The following is a 17,661-nucleotide window of genomic DNA, read 5'->3' as shown; positions in this document are numbered from 1 at the left end:
GAGATTTTTATGAAACGATTTTTAGGAATAGATGTTGGCGGCAGCTCTATTAAATATGGCGTCTACAATGAGAAGGGTATTGCATATGTTGACGAACAAGGTCAGTGTATTACACCCAAAACGTCTCTAGACGATTTTGTTAATCAAGTTGTTGATATTATTAAAGGGTACCCAGATCTTGACGGTGTCGGACTGAGTATTCCCGGTGGTGTCAATACGGATACCCAATCGATTATTGAGGGTGGCGCGGTCCCTGTAATTGGGGGATCAAACTTGAGTGACATTCTTAAGGCACGCACAGGATTTGAGATTGTAATCGAAAATGATGCAAACTGTGTGGCCTTAGCAGAAAAATGGATTGGTAATGGTGTTGATGCACGGAACCTTGTCTGCATTACCATCGGCAGTGGTATCGGTGGTGGAATCATCTTAAACCATGAACTCTACACTGGCAGTAATTTCTTTGCTGGAGAGTTTGGATATATGATTCATCGTGAATTCGAAGATTATGCAGATATCGAAATCATGAGTGCAACGAGTGCTTCGATCCCCATGATTAAAATGGTCGCAAATGCCAAAAATGTTCCTTACGAATCGTTAGACGGTAAGAAAGTCTTCGCAATGCTTGATGCACGCGATCCAGATGTTGAAGCTATCTATAAGCGCTGGATCCGGGCTCTGGCAACCGGTGTTCTTAACATCGGCTTTGCCCTTGATCCCGATACAATACTGATTGGTGGCGGTGTAAGCGCAGTCCCACGAATCGTTAATGATATTCGCGATCAAGTGGCCCATATGAACAAATACTCCAAACATTGGCACATCGATGTTTGCAAGCAATTCAATGATGCTGGAAAAGTCGGTGCTGCTTACAATATTATGATGAAGGTGACAAAACATGAAAAAGCTTAAAGTCGTTACAATCGGAGGGGGTAGCAGTTATACTCCTGAACTCGTTGAAGGTTTCATCTTACGTTATGATTCACTTCCAATCACAGAATTATGGCTTGTTGATATTGAAGAAGGTAAAGAAAAACTTGAAATTGTTGGAAAACTTGCGCAACGCATGGTTGAAAAAGCAGGTCTACCTATTAAAGTGATTTTAAGCCTTGATCGTCGCGAGGCATTGCGAGATGCGGACTTTGTAACCACCCAAATGCGAGTCGGTCAAATTGATGCCCGTATCTTGGATGAGCGAATTCCAATCTCACATGGCATGATTGGACAAGAAACCAATGGTGCAGGAGGCATGTTCAAAGCCTTTCGAACGATTCCTGTCATCTTGGACATCGTAAAAGATATTCAAGAGCTTTGTCCAGATGCATGGTTGATTAACTTTACGAACCCAGCGGGAATGGTTACCGAAGCAATCACTCGTTATACCGATTTTAAACGTACTATCGGTTTGTGTAATGTGCCTGTCGATATGAAGTTCCACTTTGCGAAGATTCTTGACGTCGACTATGATGCTTTGACGCTACAATTGAGTGGTTTGAACCATCATGTCTTTATCACTGACATCCTCCATAACAACACTAGCGTCTTCGATGCAGTCATCGAAAACTATATCCAAAAAGGTTCTGAAACCCTTGAAATGAAAAACTTCAGTACCTTAGCGTATACGCCTGAATTTATCAAAGGACTGAACGCAATTCCATGTCCTTACCACAACTACTACTATTTCACGCAAGAGCAATTAGCAAAGAACATCGAAGAGTTTAAGAACGGAACAGTTCGTGGTGAAGTTGTTCAAAAACTAGAAACAGAATTATTCGAACAATACAAAGATGTGAATCTTGCAGTGAAACCAAAACAATTAGAATTACGCGGTGGTGCGCACTATTCTGATGCAGCATGTAGTTTAATTGATTCAATTTACAATGATCGTAAAGACATTCAGTACGTTAATACGTTAAATAACGGTGCCATCTCGAATCTTCCTTCAGACACTGTTATCGAAGTAGCTGCAACCATCACAAAAGACGGACCTGTTCCAATTCCTGTGGGAACCCTACGCCCTGCGATAAATGGAACAGTTCAAAACATCAAGGCTTTTGAACTAATGACTATTGAAGCAGCCATCACCGGAAATACAGACCTTGCCATCACGGCACTTAGCAGCAATCCCTTGTGCCCAAGTTCATACAAGGCACGTGAAGTTGTTCTTGAGATGTTAGAAGCTCATAAAGCTTACCTACCGCAATTCTTCAAATAAAAAAAACTCTGTTTCGTCATTACGACAAACAGAGTTTTTTATTACATAAGATAGCCAATTATTATAAGGTTGTCATCACATTAGTTTTCCACGTATCGTGAACTACTATTCCCGCATGTGATAAACGTTTAGCATTATCATTATGTTTTATTGTGCCATCAGATATCATTATGCCCACCAACATATTGCTATCTGTGAATTCTTGAACCGCGTTAAAGTCCCAAGTACCTTAACAATGATTCTTTCATAGTATAGCCAGTAATAACCGCTTTGCGGGCTTGACGTCATCACTACCCCAAAATATGTCACCAAATGATATCATTTTGTAATTCTATTCGTATTCCAAAATTTTACTGTTCATTTAGTCGCGCTCTCAGAGTTTTTAGTTTTAATGCAAGATACTCATGATGACCACCCTCATGACCATTATAGGGATAAATGTACAGTTCCTTATTACTACTTATTTTGTCATAAACAGGTTGGAATAACCGTGCAGGACATACATCATCTTTACCGCCAACCGACACACTCACGGGTGCTGATATAGATTCTACAAGATTTATCAAATCGAAGTTTTTTTGTACGGAAAGTACCTGTGATTCTGTTGAAGGATATTTTTTGATAAATTCTGTAATGGAGTGATAACTTCCTGATCCGTCTTGAATTCGTAAAGGAATTGATGATGAACTTGGGACATCCGCAAAAATATGAAAAAGTTTCTGACTGGTGAGTGCTGCGGATGCTAGGACTAGCGCCCCTCCCTGACTTGCACCATTTAAAATGATTTTAGTTTTGTCTATCTGAGGTAGTGACGCAACAATATCTATTGCACGAACCGCATCACAGTATAGTCGACCTTGATAGTAATCATGGGCATCCATCAAGCCAAATGCTATGGGTTGATTCCCAGAGGGATACGACGTATATTTTCCGTCAGTTGAACGACCGCCTTGCATTCGATTATCATAGACAAATACTGCATAGCCTTCTAATATCCAGTGCATATATTGATACAAAGACGAGATAGTAACCATGTATCCTTGCTGTTCAATAACACATGGTACAGAAATAGCATCAACTGGTTGTAGGAAGTAACCTCGAATTTGGCCATCTTGGATACTGTTGAAGCAAACGTCATAGACTATAGTATGAGGCAATACTTCCGGCGATTCCACAATGTTTACATTAGCATCAACATTACGCAAGTGTTTGAGCTTTTCAGTCCAAAACTGGGATACGTCATTCATGGTACAAAGATGCTCCATTTGTGGCAATCACATCTTTGTACCAGAAGAATGATTGTTTCTTACTTCGTTTCATTGTACCTTGGCCTGCATTATCTTTGTCCACATGAATAAACCCATAACGTTTTTCCATCTCACCAGTACCGAAACTTACGATATCGATGCAACCCCAGGCCGTATAGCCCATTACGGGAACACCGTCATTTTCAATTGCTTCCATCATTGCCTTGATATGGGCTCCTAAGTACTCCATCCGATAGTCATCATTAATGCTTCCATCTGCATTGACCGTATCATATGCGCCAAAACCGTTCTCAACAATAAACAAAGGTTTATGGTATCGTTGCCAGAGCATATTCAAGACATAGCGCAAACCAGTTGCATCAATAGGCCATCCCCAATCACTGGATTTAATATAGGGATTATGGGTAAATTTAAACCCTTGCGCATCAGGATCTTTCCATCCTTCAACATCATCACGATTTGTAGCGGTATGGGACATATAGTAACTAAAACTAATAAAATCAACTGTACCCTTTTTCAATGCAACAAGTTCTTCCTCAGTATAGTCAATATCATAGGATTTGTGTTCCCACTCTTTCAATGTATACGTCGGAATTTCGCCATAGACATGAATATCATTGTAGAAGAAACGGCGGTTCATTGCCTTAAGTGCTGCCATTTGATCATCCGGGTGACAGGAATAAGGATAGACAGGTACATATGCCATCATGCATCCAAACTCAAAATCCGGATTAATGCTTCGCCCTTTTTCAATAGCCTTAGCACTTGCAATCAAAGCATTTAAACCTGCTTGATATACTGTTTTTTCTTTGTTTTCACCCGGTTCAAAAACAATCCCTGAATTTGTGAATACATGTAAATCATGTGCACCGTCTGCTTGATTATTAATTTCATTAAATGTTAACCAGTATTTTACTTTATCTTTATAGCGCGTCATTACTGTTTCAGCATACGTAACAAAATAATCTATTACTAACTTACTACGAAATCCGCCCAAGGTTTTAGCAAGATGATATGGCATTTCGAAGTGGGATAACGTCACAACTGGTTCGATATTATACTCACGCAATGTATCGAATAAATCATCATAGAATTGTAATCCTGCTTCATTCGGCTCGGATTCAATGCCATTAGGGTAGATACGTGTCCAGTTGATACTGGTTCGAAACGCTTTAAATCCCATTTCGCTAAGAAGTTTGATGTCTTCTTTATAGTTATGGTAAAAATCAATTGCGGTATGGTTGGGATAATTCAAGCCTTCAATAACGCCATCGGTAATTTCGCGATTAACGCCGTTTGCTCCTGCAGTCATCACATCTGCTATTGATACACCTTTTCCGTCAACATTCCAAGCGCCTTCAATTTGATGTGCAGCTACTGCGCCACCCCATAGAAATTTGTCATTACTTAATTTCATAATTGACTCCTTTATATATTGTTTTACCTGCACATGGTGCAGTACTGTCCGTACCGACAAAGATTTCAAAAGAACCTGATTCAACAACTCGTTGTTCACGACTATTTATATATGCAAATTCATCGCACGGGATAGTATAGTGCAAGGTTTTTGTTTCATCTGGTTTTAGAGTCAGTTGGACATACCCTTTTAAAAGTTTTACGGGTTGGGCAATTTCTGCAACTTCATCCCTAATGTAAATTTGAATAGTTTCGGTACCAACACGCTCGCTAACATTTTTAAGTGTAAATGTCAGTGTCAGTCCTTCCCGAGTAAATTCTGCAGGTACTTTAATATCATCTAGTTTAAACTCACTGTAACTTAAGCCATAGCCAAATGGGTATAAGGGCGTATTGGGTGCATCAAGGTATTTCGATACATATTTGTTATCCTCATTCCAAGGGCGAAGTGGGCGTCCCGTTACTGTCTGGTTGTAGTAAATTGGAATTTGTCCAATATTATATGGGAAGCTCATGGTCAATTTACCACTAGGATTATAAACACCATATAGGACATCAACAAGAGCATTGCCGGCTTCACTTCCAAGAAACCATGCCTGAACAAGGCTATTACTATTTTCTTTCGCACGACGAAGATCAAGTGGACGACCACTATAAACCACTGTAACGACTGGTTTCTTAAAAGTGCGAAGGCTATCAAGTAATGCTTCCGTTTCTTCGGAAAGGCTAATTGAAGTTCGGCTCGCTGCTTCACCGCTCTGTTCGGATGTTTCGCCAACAACTGCAATTATCACATCAGCATCTACAGGACTCACAATTTCTATGTCCTGGGCAACTAACGCGTCATAAAGGCTAATGCTTTCATCCGTCCGTCCGACCCATGACCAGGCACCAAGAACATCTTGAGTCTTAACTTTGTCACCAACGAGTGCAATCTTTTGCTGTGTTTTAAGCGGTAAAGAACCGTCATTTTCAAGCAGGACGATGGAAGATTGACCTGCTTCTCGTGATAATTTACGAGCTTCTTCTTGTTTAAATTGATAGTCATAGCGAGAGAGCAGTCCCCGATAAGGATCTTCAAAGAGCCCCAGTTCTTGTTTCAAAGTTAGGACACGTAACACTGCCTCATCAATTTTCATCGCAACATCGTTATCATTGCTAGCAATTCGTGCTAAATTTTTTAAATATGAATTCGTCATCATATCGATATCAACACTTGCATTAATTGCCTTGTGAGCAGCCGCTTCTCCATCAGCTGCGACACCGTAAGGAATCATTTCGCCGACACTACCCCAATCCGAAATAACCACACCTTTAAATGCCATTTGATCTCTTAAAATACTCTTAAGGAGCCATTGATTTCCGGTTGCTGGAATACCATCGATAAGATTAAAAGATGTCATAACCACTTTAGCGCCCGCATCAATTCCAGCTTTAAATGGTGGAAAAACAAATTGATGGAGTTCGTTATGTGAAATATCTACTTTATTGTACTCGCGCCCAGCTTCAGTATAGCCGTATCCCGCAAAGTGCTTGAGACATGCAGCAATTGCATCATAGTTCTCATCCAATTTCGAATTCCCTTGATATCCTTTAACCATTGCTGCTGACATCATACGATTAAGATATACATCTTCACCCGTTGATTCCATCACACGACCCCATCGGGCATCTTTAACGGTATCAACCATTGGAGAAAACGTAACATGAATCCCCTGTGTAGCCGCTTCGTATGCGGCATACTGAGATACACGCTCAACTAAATCAGTATTCCAACTCGCACTTAATGCCAATGGAATCGGATAAATCGTTTTATATCCGTGAATGACATCTGCCATGAAAAGCAATGGAATTTGATGACGACTTTGCTCGAGATATGCCTTCTGGATTGCGATTACTTCTTCTTTTGTATGCGTTCCGAGGACCGAACCAATATGATTCAAATCTTCGATGGAATAACCAATATCATGGAGCGGTCCCGTGATTTCGCCCTTATCTTCCAAGAAAAAATTGGGTGTAATTTGCGCTAATTGTCCAACTTTTTCCTCAAGCGTGAGTGATTGAAGAAGTGCTTGAATATCAACTTTAGACATTGTGCATTCCCCCTTTGGCTTTATATGCAGCACCAATTATTCCTGCATCATTAAGGAATCGGCATTTTTTAATTTCTGGAAATTTTACAAGTCCCATGTTCACGTGATTGTCTTTTAGTGCATTGACACTTTGACGAAGCCCATCCATGAATGCATCGTTAGTGCTAATTGCACCTCCAATTAAAATAATCTCTGGATCCAAAGTCACAGATATATTAAAAATACCGATTGCTAATTTATCATAAAATGAGGCAATCACGTCTTGTGCTTTTTGATCACCGCGTTGGGCTAACTCATAAATCTCTTTGCCATTGTATGATTCCATTGCTTCAGCATCATTGTAGGATTCAATGAGTCCAAACTGCACAGACGATACCATACTGTATGTTGCTTCACGCGTATCATGCGCCTCAATCGGTTTAACTATCATAAATCCAAATTCACCTGCACTAAAGTTTCCACCTCTATATAACTCATCGTTAACAATAATACCCCCACCGATTCCGGTACCAACTACAACAGTTAAACTATTCTTGTAATCTTTGGCATTACCATTCCACTTCTCGGCAAGTGCAGCACTGTTCGCATCATTTTCAATAAAAACAGACTTGCCAGTTATGTCTTCAAGTGTATCTTTTAGATTTATACCATAAAAGTCACCAATCGCACCGGCTGTTATCATAAATCCATCATCCGCCACAATTCCCGGAACACTAACACCAACTGCCTCAACACGATAGTCTTTCTCATAGTCACGAATCACACGATTCATGACGTCATAAATCTCTATATCCGATAACGGTGTTTGTGTTCGATCTTTAGCAATAACATTTCCAGTTTCGTCAACAAGACCAAACTTAATATCTGTTCCACCGATATCAAAACCAATATAATATTTCATATCAATCCTCTATAAACTTTCAATAATTGTATATGCACATTTTGCTTTCATTGTTATTGCGATACCCTCGTTTTCAAAGGCAACATTTTGATCTTCCCAACTATCATTGAAACAAACCAACACGCGACGATTATCTGGTCGTTCAAATGCCACAACACGTAATGTCTCAGTCTGATTTGAAGCTATTTGAACAGATCCCTGCGGCACGAATTTACTAAAGTGTCCGATTCCATAGTAATCTAGTGTTAATTGATAGCATCTGGTAGATTCATCCACTTTCACTAAACCGCGACATGTACTTGTTCCAAATCCAGGTACGAATGGACCATTTTCTTCATTCAGAGCCATATTCCATAAAATGAGTGTCTTACTGTAGTTCCGCATAATTTCGATGGATGTTCGCATTAGGTTTGAAAATGCTGGTTCAAACTCAGGAATCCACGAACCTCCTGATCCTTCACTAAAATAAGTTTCTTTCATTGGATACGCCTCATGGACCATAGTCTGTGCATCAGGTCGACCACCATACCAATGCCATGCCGTTCCATCCACACTTTCTTTCGCATGCTCGAGAACATATAGCGGAAACTCAGGATGATCCCAGTTATGATCATATGCGATGATTTTCGTTTGAAGATCACGCGCCTTGAAGTGAGGCTTCAAGTGATCAACAATCACCGTCACCTGTTGTTGTGCATCCATAAGCATGCTTGGGTAGTGCAATGGCATATATCCCGGTTCATTTTGTAGTGTCACCGCCTGAATCGGTATGCCTTCGGCATGCATGTGTTCGATATAATCCACAAAATACTTAGCGTAATGATCATAGTATTTTGTAAGAAGTTTTCCACCATTCACATGATTACTGTCTTTCATCCATCCTGGAACAGACCAAGGCGAAGCCATGATCCATAACTTAGGGTTTAGGGCTAATGCGTCTTTTAGTGTTGGAATGACGTACTCATAATCAACACCTAGATTAAACGGTTGGCCTGGTTGATCCTGATACGTATAGAAATCGCGTGCATAATCACTTGCACCCATCGTATTTCGTAACGCAGTAAGTCCTATTCCCGCTTCAGTGTCAAATAATTTATGCATTACTTCATGGTAATCACTATCGGATAAAACTCCTTTTAAGAGATATGATGCACTATCTGTAAACGATGCACCAAACCCTGAAATTGTTTGTTTCTTATGCGTGCTATCGGTTGTGATAGATACCGTTGCTTTATCTTTCGCAACCATATATGTCTTTAGCGATTGTGCTCGCAACATTGATGTCATGTCTTTTGATTCAAATATTTTCCACATCGTCATGATCCTCATAGTTTCTATAAATTTTTAGCAGTGATTTCATATTTAACGTCGCGATCATCGGAAATCCAAACAGAATTCCGAGAATTAAAAATGTAAATGATAGTACCGACGCCATAATTACGGCAACATTAATTGCAAACAGGATTATGCTTATCGCAATATTATTAAAACCTATGTAGAATGCATTCATGATAACTTCCTTAGCATTATTATCAAATCGTGATAAGAATGGGAATGCATGGAATGCACCAATACATAACATTGCAAGGATTACCATTAATGGATACGCTGCATAGGGTGCAGCAATAAACTCAAAGACAACTTTCATGAGTAAAAAGACGATTCCAAATAGAACCATAAAGACAAACCACACTTGGGTCGCTACTTTAAAGTCTGCTAAAAAGCTATAAGTATATGTTTTTAGAATACCTTCGTCTTTATGTTCCATCATTTTTGTCACGGTATAATGTAGCGCAGTTAACGCAGCGCCAAGTGTCACAATTGGTAACGCACTGATAATAAAGAGTATGCTCAATGTAATCAGTTTACTCAGGTAGTCTAACGTTTTGTAAAGTTTTCCTTCAATGCTAAATATTTTCATAAGATACTCCTATATTGAGGATATCGTGAGATATCCTCAATCATTTATTTTTCTAAGCGCTCAATGTTTGCTTTGATATTTTTTGTATAAATTTCTTGAATTCCAGCGAAATTATTTGATTCTAAGAATGCTTTATAGGCATCCATGTGACCATTTAATTCTGCCTCGTCTTTTGAACGAATCATACTTACTAGTGTTGTATTCCACTGTGTTTGAATTGCTGTTAAATTACGTGCTTCCGCTGATCCAGCTTCTGGTTGAATGTTTTCAAGGACAAAGTGTGGATAAAGTTTACCTTCACCCCATTCTTGCATTTGACGAATTGATGATGGGAAACCATCAGGACTCATTGCTTTATATTTGTCATGACCGAAGATAATGAACTCACCCAATCGGTATTCTTTCTTAAATTTGTCAGACTCTTTTTGACGCATTTCTGCAAGTTCTGGAGTGAGAACATATTGGCCCTCTGCATTTTTAGTAAATGTTTCGCCTTCAATTCCAAAGTTCGTAAGAATTTGACCCTCTTCACTTAGTAGGTATGTAAACAATTGGATTGTTTTAATTGGATCTGCATTCTTTGTTGTAACATAAGTGCTCATCCATCCAGAAATCCCACTTTGATTTAACGTCTTCGCATTTCCTTTTGAGTGATCCATAGCATCCACAGCAATGTAACGTTTGCCTTCTGAGTTGGCTGTAAATTCTTCAAGTTGGCCTGAACGTTGTGGCGTACCGTTAATTAATAATGTTGCATAATTTCCTTGTTTAATTTTTTCTTCAAACGTTGTACCATCATCAGAGAAACTATCATCAGTAATTCCACCGTTACGGTAAACTTCGTTCATTGTAGCAATCCATGATTGATATTCTGGATCAAGATCACGTTGATAGAATTCATTGTTCTCATCGACCAATGGAATTCCCAACATATCTTGCAAGACATTCGTCATCGGTCCTACAGATTGACTCATAGGGTCAAATCCAAAAGGTACTAATTCTGGGAACTTTTCCTTAATTGCATTCATGCTTTTTACAAATCCAGCTTGAGTTGTGAAATCCAAATCTGGAAGTGCTTTTTGAACATCATCACGTACTACAAATGCTGTCGTTGCAGGAATCATGCCACTTTCGTAGTCTGCTGCAGTATTTGAATAGTTAGGATAACCGTAAGTTTTTCCATCTTCTAGCGCATACCAGTTAAAACTATCTTCGGAAGCAACTTTCTTAAAATGAGGATCGTATGCTGTTGCTAACTCATCTAATGGAATTGCCCATGTATTTGCTTTTTTCGCCACCGGTGAGTTCTTATCAAAGACAGTAATAATATCTGGAAGATCCTCACCTGCAAAGAATGTATTCAGTTTTGTATCATCACCTGTGATAAATTTAATATCGATGTTTAAGTCTTCTTTAATTTTTTTCGTCACTACATCATTACCAAAATCGGTATTCCACCAGTCTGCATTTACATACCACGTTAATGTTGTGGTTTCTTTATTTGTATCTAATTTCCAAGCTGGTGTATTCTCATCCAATGCGTAACGGTCTCCAAGTTCAGGGAGTGTATATCCTGTAGTTGAACCACCTTTACTTCCACACGCAGCCAATACCATTGACATTGCTAACATAAGCACAACTAATAAAGATTTTCTTGTCTTCATAATTTCCTCCTATTTGACAGTCAATCGTTTTCCCTATTCCTTAACAGCCCCAACCATCATTCCAGAAATAAAATGTTTCTGTAATAATGGGTAAATCACAAGAATTGGAAGTGTCGTAATTACAATTGTTGCTAATTGTACACCACGTGTTGTTGTTTCAATGGCGAAACTTCCTGTATTTTGTAAGTTACTCATTTGCGACTGAACAATGATTTCATATAATTTCATTTGTAACGGATACAATGCTTTGTCTGTGATATAGAGCTTTGCCGTCATGAAATCATTCCATTGTCCAACACCGTTAAACAATGCTATCGTCGCTAATGCTGGTTTTGAAAGCGGTAGGTATATTTTTAAGAAGATTTGCCACTGGGTGGCACCATCTATGTTCGCAGACTCCTCTAAAGACTGCGGTACATCTCTGAAGAAGTTCATTAAGATAATTACATCATAATAGCTAAACATAGCCGGAATGATATAAACCCAAAAGGAATTCAGTAACCCTAGAGATTTAATTAAGAGATACATTGGGATCATACCACCACCAAAGAACATCGTGATAATTCCCATTGTTGAGTAGATTTTTCGTCCTTTTAAATTTTTCTTACTCATCGCATAGGCGACCATAGCACAGAAGAAGACGTGTGTCGTCACTCCGACAACAGTCTTTAAGACCGAGACACCAAAGGCACGCCATATCGTTGAATCGTTAAACACCATTCGGTAGTTTTCTAACGTAAATTCTTGAGGCCAGAAAATCATACCAATACCTGTATTCCCTCCAGCTTTACTGAAAGATGATACAATCACGTTCCATAATGGAATAACTATCAAAAGCGTGAAGATAAGGAGCAAGATACTATTTATACCGTTGAACACCTTTGTATCACTATGTTGAAATCGTTTCTTTTTCATAGATCCTCCTATAACACTGAACTGTTATCGTTTAAGCTTCTCGTTGCTTTGTTTGCAAGCAAGAGTAAGATAACTGAAATAATCGAGATTCCGAGTCCAACTGCAGTGGCATAAGAGAAGTTTCCTTGTGTCATCCCCATACGATATACATATGAGTTGATGACTTCTGCTTTGACTTGGTTTTGTGTATTCATCAGAACAAGTGTTTGATCAAGATTTGAACCCAAGATTCCACTAACACTCAGTATTAAATTAAGACTGATAATATGACGTATCATGGGAAGTGTAATCATACGTATCTGTTTTAATTTTGAAGCACCATCAATACGCGCCGCTTCATAGTAAGTCGGATCAATGCGAGACATGGTCGCTAAGTAAAGAATTGTTCCCCAACCTGCCTCTTTCCAGATATCTGAGAATACTGCAATGAACCAGTATTTATCAGCATCCAGTAAAAAGTTCGTTGGTTTATCAATTAAGCCAAGACCTAAGAACATCTGTGTTATCAATCCTGTGGTTGATAGCCAGTTGATAAGCATTCCACCAAGAATGATCCACGATAGAAAGTGTGGCATATAGGAAATCGTTTGAACGATTTTCTTGAATTTAGTATCTTTTAATTCGAAAATCATAACTGCAAGTATGATTGGAACAATAAAGCCAATACCTAGTTTCAATAAGCTGATGCCCAATGTGTTCTGTACTGCATGCCAGAAGAATTGATCGGTAAGTATTATTTTAAAGTTATGAAGTCCTACCCATGGGGCAGTTGCCATCGTATCTACTACGGTATAATCTTTGAATGCGATGGTGAGTCCGTAAATAGGAATGAAGCAAAAGACTATCATAAAGATTACACCCGGCAAGACCATACTTTGTAACTGCCATTGCTTCTTCAATTCAGCACAATGTGCTTTGAATGATTTCTTTGGCGGTTTGTTGTCCATTTCAAGTTTATTCGTACGTAACATTATTCCTTACCCTCCTAATAAAAACGTTTTTATTTTTTTACAAAAAATATATGTCATTGACCTATATTTTTATTTAAATAGCATGATCGACGAATTACTAAATTTCCTGGTAATAATTCTTTATGTCCTAATTTTTCCTCATCTATCATACTTAGTAATTGTTTCACAGCACGTTGCCCCTGTTCTTTCACTTGATTTTTCACCGTTGTTAATGGTGGTACAAAATAGGGTGCAATATCAATATCATCAAATCCCATAACACTAATATCTTCAGGTACACGATATCCTGAATCTTGCAACGCCTTTATACAACCAATGGCACTGAGATCATTGGATGCGAGGAAGGCTGTTGGTATCGTTTCCGGTGTCGTTTCAATAAACTTTTTAACGGCTTCGTATGACTCCCGTTCAGCAAAATATCCAGGCAGCAAATACGAATCGTTGAACGGAATTGCTTGTTCCTCTAGAGCTGCTAAGAATCCATTTTTTCGATGTTGTGCATCATACATTGAAAGATGCCCTTCGATGAATGCAATGTCCTTATGACCAAGACTTAAGAGGTAATGTGCCGCATCATAGCCAGTTTTATAAGAATCGAAGAGTACAGATCCGATTGTGTCGGATTCAATTTCTCGGTCGAGGAATACAGCTTTAACCCCTTCCTTTTCCATCTTTTTGATTTCACGCTCTGTAATTGAAAACTCTTCAAAGATTATGACTCCATCTGTACGATCACCATGAATGTAGCTAAGAATCGTGTTCTTATCTTTGGTAATCACTACGTTTAATCCATAATGGTTACTTTCACATTCTAATGACATTGCTTCAACCAGATTATAGAAGTATGGTCCAACAACATTCGTTGTTAGAAACGTAATCATATTGCTTTTTTTCGCCTTCAGTAAGCGTCCATTAAAATTGGGAACATAATTGAGACGTTCAGCGACTTCAAGGATGCGCAGTTTGGTTTCTGGTTTTAGAACATCAACGTCGTTGAGTGCGTTCGAAACCGTTGATATCGAAACACCCGCTTCCCGTGCTACGTCTTTAATTGTTGTTTTTTTCATAGGTCCCCTTTCAGTAAAAACGTTTTTATTTCACTGTTAGTTTAGCACTATCTTTTTATGAAAACAAGCATAATTGAGAAAATAATGTAAACGGATACATTTTTATTCCTCGAAATACCACTTGTAGCTCGCTTTATTGTATTTTATTCTTTTTTGTCCTCCCATAAAAAAAGCATCCAAATTGGATGCTTACTGATATTTATTAAAAATCAAGAAAGATGGAAACTTTGGATCAAATGCAGTTGATTTGGGAGGCATGATTGCTCGCTTACTCGAGACAAACAAGACTTCCTCTTTGGAGATAGGTGCAAGCTCTAACTGGACCGCTTGAATATTATGTTTGCATTTATCTTTGCATGACTTAGAACTAATATAGTACTCTAATTGACTTGTATCATAGATTCCAAATGCTTGTGACAGAATCTGTGTGTTAAGTCTATAAACATCATTGTTCCAAAAATCATCGGACTCTAGGTCGATCAATTTAACATTGACGCTTTCAGTACCACGGCTCACACGGACCATTCCTTTGGTTAATGGGCCACTAGCGTCAGATACTTCAAACTGATTCTGAATGAATGTCATCGCTTTTGAGAATAAGGCATCATCAACGTAAGGAATCATACGATCAATACTATTAATCTCAATATCATCGATACTCATCAAGCAACTGAAAATTGTACCTTTACGACGCCATAAAGAACTTGTATAGAGGCGATGATGACCATCCCCAACAATCAGTGTCTCTATGCTGCTAAGTCGTTGCATGATTCGTTTAGCATTGGGTTCCTTGAAAATGTGAACGGCCATTGCTTCAATTTGAACAGTTTCATGGTCGAATGTTTCCACAATATCTTTCAATTGTAGGTCCGTTGGACTCATCAAAAACACCGGCGCAGTTTCTGCATTGTATGCTTTAAGATTGCTGAGCATCCCCTGAATGATATCAGGTAACACAAGTTCGTGAGTAATCAAATTACCATCTGCATAATCACTCATATCTACATTACATATGACACAGTATTTTCCATCTCTTTCAACGATGTAAACAACATTCTCATAAGCAACAATTGCTTGTTCATTTAGAATATCTTTCTCATCCTGATTTAGAAAACGAGTTTTTTCATCAAAATTAATGCAATCATCGGTTATTTTCGCAAGATTGATGAAGTCAGGTCCATAAACATGGCCACTTACGTTCAGATGACTCTTTTTTAAAGGTGAGAGTTTCATGAAGCACGCTCCATGATTGTACGCAATCCTTCCACAAGAATCTTGTTTTCTTCAGGACGTTTCACCGCGATTCGAATAAATTCTTTTTTGAAGCCAGCTTTTGTTGATAAGTCTTTAATAAAAACATTGTGCATATCAAGAAGTTCTTCAGTTACACTTTGTGCTGTATGATTACCTAAAATTTCAATCATGATGTAGTTCGCTTGAGATGGATAGACGTTGAGGTTTGGAATTGTATTCAACTGATCCACATAGTCGCGACGAACCGCTCTAAATTGAACCATCGCCTGTTTGAAGTCTTTTTTATATTTATCCACAATTTGCATATAGTACTCACCAAAGGAGTTGATGTTCCAAATGGACACATCTTTTTTAATATGGGCGATCATCGATGTGTCTGCTGTCGCAAGAATACCAAGTCTGAATCCTGGAACGCCATATGATTTGGAAATACTCTTAACCAAGTACAGATTTGGGTAAGTATCCAATATATCTGATTTCAAGAGCGTACCCGCATCATCACTTTCTGCAAAATCGATAAATGATTCATCGAGAATAAGTCGGATATTTTTTTGCTGACACCATGCAAGTAGTTTGATTACATTATCATGGGTTATATAGTTTCCTGACGGATTATCAGGGTTAATGAGTATTAGCGAATCAAGATTCTTATCTTCATAGAAATCAATCAGTGTTTCTGTATCGTATTGGTAATCTACAATCGAGCTATCAAATGGTATTACATGCATATGTCCACAGCGATTGGGATACTCTTCAAAAGTAGGTGTAATAACCCCAATATTACCTTTTAGTGTTTCCATAAGGGATTTAATGAGTTCAGCAGCGCCATTTCCGATGACGACGTGTTCTGGACGCAAGCCAAAATGTTTTGCCGCTAGCAATGTATTAACACCCATACCGGATGGATAATCACGAACCAGACGATCAAAATTGGCTTTGACTTCATCCAACAGACGCGCATTGGGATAGAATGGATTCACCAGATAACAGAAGTCGATTAATTGTGGGTAACGCCAGTATCCACCATAACGTTTCTGCATTAAATCAAGTTTCTGACGGGCAGTTTGTGCAAACATAACCTGAGCGATATCAAGATCTTGAACATCATCAATTTCATACCATGTAATGCCATCGTTAACTACAGCCTTGAACGCAACAGTCGGTAATTCTACAACAAACTTAAGAACATTTTCATAGTATTCATTGACGCCAGAAGCTTTCATGTAAGCTTCCATAAACGGAACATACACATCTTTTGAAAATTCTTTACTAAACTTATAAATATTGATTGTTTTGTAGTAAGTATCGGTATGTTGATAATTGAATGCTTGTTTACCAATGAAATCCGTAATTGTTTTTGTACTATCAAGTGTTACAACGGTTCCATCCATCCATGCTTCATACTTCGATACGAGTGCACTATTCGGATTCGGATCATCAAGAATGACGTCAAGAAGTGCTTCATCAAAGATTAAGTCGGATTCTAGAAGAATCGTGTCCGACTCCAGCAACAACTCATGGGCTAAGTACAGAGAATAGATATTATTCGTCTGATCATAGATTTCGTTTGTGATAAATTGAATTGGTGTTTTAATCTCAAATTTGTTAATGAATGATTCTAGTACATCGTTTTGGTATCCGTCCACAATAATGATGCGTTCTAAGTTCTTAGCATCCAATTGACGAAGTACACGTTCAATCATTGATGTGCCATTGACTTCTACCATACATTTTGGATGAACTTCAGTAAGGTTCCCCAAACGAGACCCCATTCCAGCTGCGAGTATTAATGCTTGCATAATTGCCTCCATGCAAAGATTTGTATCTTTGTTCAAATATACTATAATTCTATCACAAATGAACATTACATTGAAACCCTTGTTTCTTGACCGTCCATTTTCGTGTGGTCAGCGTGCACATTTTCCGGCTGAATGTGTAACTTTCATGACATCTGTTTTATTGATACTTTTCTTCAC

The 17,661-nt window shown here is 38.5% G+C and carries 14 protein-coding genes; 2 read left to right on the top strand and 12 right to left on the bottom strand.

Annotation, left to right across the window (positions count from 1 at the left end):
* The first annotated feature begins 9 nt into the window (after positions 1 to 9).
* Positions 10 to 912 carry an ROK family protein gene (locus G7061_RS02705; protein WP_159639568.1) on the top strand — a complete coding sequence of 301 codons (903 nt, stop codon included), beginning with the start codon at positions 10 to 12 and terminating at the stop codon, positions 910 to 912.
* Positions 899 to 2,215 (top strand): 6-phospho-beta-glucosidase, encoded by a 1,317-nt coding sequence (locus G7061_RS02700; RefSeq protein ID WP_166118688.1) that lies wholly within the window; start codon positions 899 to 901, stop codon positions 2,213 to 2,215. The genes G7061_RS02705 and G7061_RS02700 overlap by 14 nt, the downstream gene beginning before the upstream one ends.
* 350 nt (positions 2,216 to 2,565) lie before the next feature.
* On the opposite strand, the gene G7061_RS02695 is transcribed toward G7061_RS02700, so the two are convergent.
* The 12 genes from G7061_RS02695 to G7061_RS02640 form a co-directional block, all read right to left on the bottom strand.
* Entirely contained in the window at positions 2,566 to 3,462 is an 897-nt protein-coding gene (locus G7061_RS02695) for an acetylxylan esterase (RefSeq protein WP_166118685.1), read from the bottom strand.
* A complete protein-coding gene (locus G7061_RS02690; RefSeq protein ID WP_166082950.1) occupies positions 3,455 to 4,900 on the bottom strand; it encodes a 6-phospho-beta-glucosidase in 1,446 nt (481 codons plus the stop codon). The genes G7061_RS02695 and G7061_RS02690 overlap by 8 nt, the downstream gene beginning before the upstream one ends.
* Positions 4,887 to 6,992 carry a glycoside hydrolase family 3 N-terminal domain-containing protein gene (locus G7061_RS02685; protein WP_166118682.1) on the bottom strand — a complete coding sequence of 702 codons (2,106 nt, stop codon included), beginning with the start codon at positions 6,990 to 6,992 and terminating at the stop codon, positions 4,887 to 4,889. The genes G7061_RS02690 and G7061_RS02685 overlap by 14 nt, the downstream gene beginning before the upstream one ends.
* On the bottom strand, positions 6,985 to 7,893 hold the full coding sequence (locus tag G7061_RS02680; protein WP_166082953.1) for an ROK family protein: 909 nt from the start codon (positions 7,891 to 7,893) through the stop codon (positions 6,985 to 6,987). Before G7061_RS02680 ends, G7061_RS02685 begins: the two co-directional genes overlap by 8 nt.
* Positions 7,894 to 7,902: 9 nt before the next feature.
* Positions 7,903 to 9,207 carry a glycoside hydrolase family 30 beta sandwich domain-containing protein gene (locus G7061_RS02675; protein ID WP_205700109.1) on the bottom strand — a complete coding sequence of 435 codons (1,305 nt, stop codon included), beginning with the start codon at positions 9,205 to 9,207 and terminating at the stop codon, positions 7,903 to 7,905.
* Positions 9,191 to 9,814, bottom strand: coding sequence for a YesL family protein (locus tag G7061_RS02670; protein WP_159635820.1), 624 nt, complete (start codon positions 9,812 to 9,814; stop codon positions 9,191 to 9,193). Before G7061_RS02670 ends, G7061_RS02675 begins: the two co-directional genes overlap by 17 nt.
* Positions 9,815 to 9,858: 44 nt before the next feature.
* A complete protein-coding gene (locus G7061_RS02665) occupies positions 9,859 to 11,478 on the bottom strand; it encodes a sugar ABC transporter substrate-binding protein (RefSeq protein WP_166118679.1) in 1,620 nt (539 codons plus the stop codon).
* A gap of 33 nt (positions 11,479 to 11,511) precedes the next feature.
* On the bottom strand, positions 11,512 to 12,393 hold the full coding sequence (locus G7061_RS02660) for a carbohydrate ABC transporter permease (protein ID WP_166118674.1): 882 nt from the start codon (positions 12,391 to 12,393) through the stop codon (positions 11,512 to 11,514).
* A gap of 8 nt (positions 12,394 to 12,401) precedes the next feature.
* Entirely contained in the window at positions 12,402 to 13,364 is a 963-nt protein-coding gene (locus G7061_RS02655; protein ID WP_205700108.1) for a sugar ABC transporter permease, read from the bottom strand.
* Between the two features lie 53 nt (positions 13,365 to 13,417).
* Positions 13,418 to 14,431, bottom strand: coding sequence for a LacI family DNA-binding transcriptional regulator (locus G7061_RS02650; RefSeq protein WP_166118670.1), 1,014 nt, complete (start codon positions 14,429 to 14,431; stop codon positions 13,418 to 13,420).
* A 189-nt stretch (positions 14,432 to 14,620) separates the two neighbouring features.
* Positions 14,621 to 15,664: a DUF1015 family protein gene (locus G7061_RS02645; protein ID WP_166118666.1), complete on the bottom strand. Its 1,044-nt coding sequence runs from the start codon at positions 15,662 to 15,664 to the stop codon at positions 14,621 to 14,623.
* A complete protein-coding gene (locus G7061_RS02640) occupies positions 15,661 to 17,484 on the bottom strand; it encodes an aminotransferase class I/II-fold pyridoxal phosphate-dependent enzyme (RefSeq protein ID WP_166118661.1) in 1,824 nt (607 codons plus the stop codon). Before G7061_RS02640 ends, G7061_RS02645 begins: the two co-directional genes overlap by 4 nt.
* Positions 17,485 to 17,661 lie beyond the last annotated feature (177 nt).

The organism is Erysipelothrix sp. HDW6B, from assembly GCF_011301115.1.
Classification (GTDB): domain Bacteria; phylum Bacillota_I; class Bacilli_A; order Erysipelotrichales; family Erysipelotrichaceae; genus Erysipelothrix; species Erysipelothrix anatis.
This window is presented reverse-complemented; position numbering and strand designations above follow the sequence as displayed.

Coding starts and splice junctions, on each gene's coding strand:
- G7061_RS02705 (WP_159639568.1), top strand. CDS start 10: ATGAAACGATTTTTAGGAATAGATGTTGGCGGCAGCTCTATTAAATAT.
- G7061_RS02700 (WP_166118688.1), top strand. CDS start 899: ATGAAAAAGCTTAAAGTCGTTACAATCGGAGGGGGTAGCAGTTATACT.
- G7061_RS02695 (WP_166118685.1), bottom strand. CDS start 3,462: ATGAATGACGTATCCCAGTTTTGGACTGAAAAGCTCAAACACTTGCGT.
- G7061_RS02690 (WP_166082950.1), bottom strand. CDS start 4,900: ATGAAATTAAGTAATGACAAATTTCTATGGGGTGGCGCAGTAGCTGCA.
- G7061_RS02685 (WP_166118682.1), bottom strand. CDS start 6,992: ATGTCTAAAGTTGATATTCAAGCACTTCTTCAATCACTCACGCTTGAG.
- G7061_RS02680 (WP_166082953.1), bottom strand. CDS start 7,893: ATGAAATATTATATTGGTTTTGATATCGGTGGAACAGATATTAAGTTT.
- G7061_RS02675 (WP_205700109.1), bottom strand. CDS start 9,207: ATGTGGAAAATATTTGAATCAAAAGACATGACATCAATGTTGCGAGCA.
- G7061_RS02670 (WP_159635820.1), bottom strand. CDS start 9,814: ATGAAAATATTTAGCATTGAAGGAAAACTTTACAAAACGTTAGACTAC.
- G7061_RS02665 (WP_166118679.1), bottom strand. CDS start 11,478: ATGAAGACAAGAAAATCTTTATTAGTTGTGCTTATGTTAGCAATGTCA.
- G7061_RS02660 (WP_166118674.1), bottom strand. CDS start 12,393: ATGAAAAAGAAACGATTTCAACATAGTGATACAAAGGTGTTCAACGGT.
- G7061_RS02655 (WP_205700108.1), bottom strand. CDS start 13,364: ATGTTACGTACGAATAAACTTGAAATGGACAACAAACCGCCAAAGAAA.
- G7061_RS02650 (WP_166118670.1), bottom strand. CDS start 14,431: ATGAAAAAAACAACAATTAAAGACGTAGCACGGGAAGCGGGTGTTTCG.
- G7061_RS02645 (WP_166118666.1), bottom strand. CDS start 15,664: ATGAAACTCTCACCTTTAAAAAAGAGTCATCTGAACGTAAGTGGCCAT.
- G7061_RS02640 (WP_166118661.1), bottom strand. CDS start 17,484: ATGCAAGCATTAATACTCGCAGCTGGAATGGGGTCTCGTTTGGGGAAC.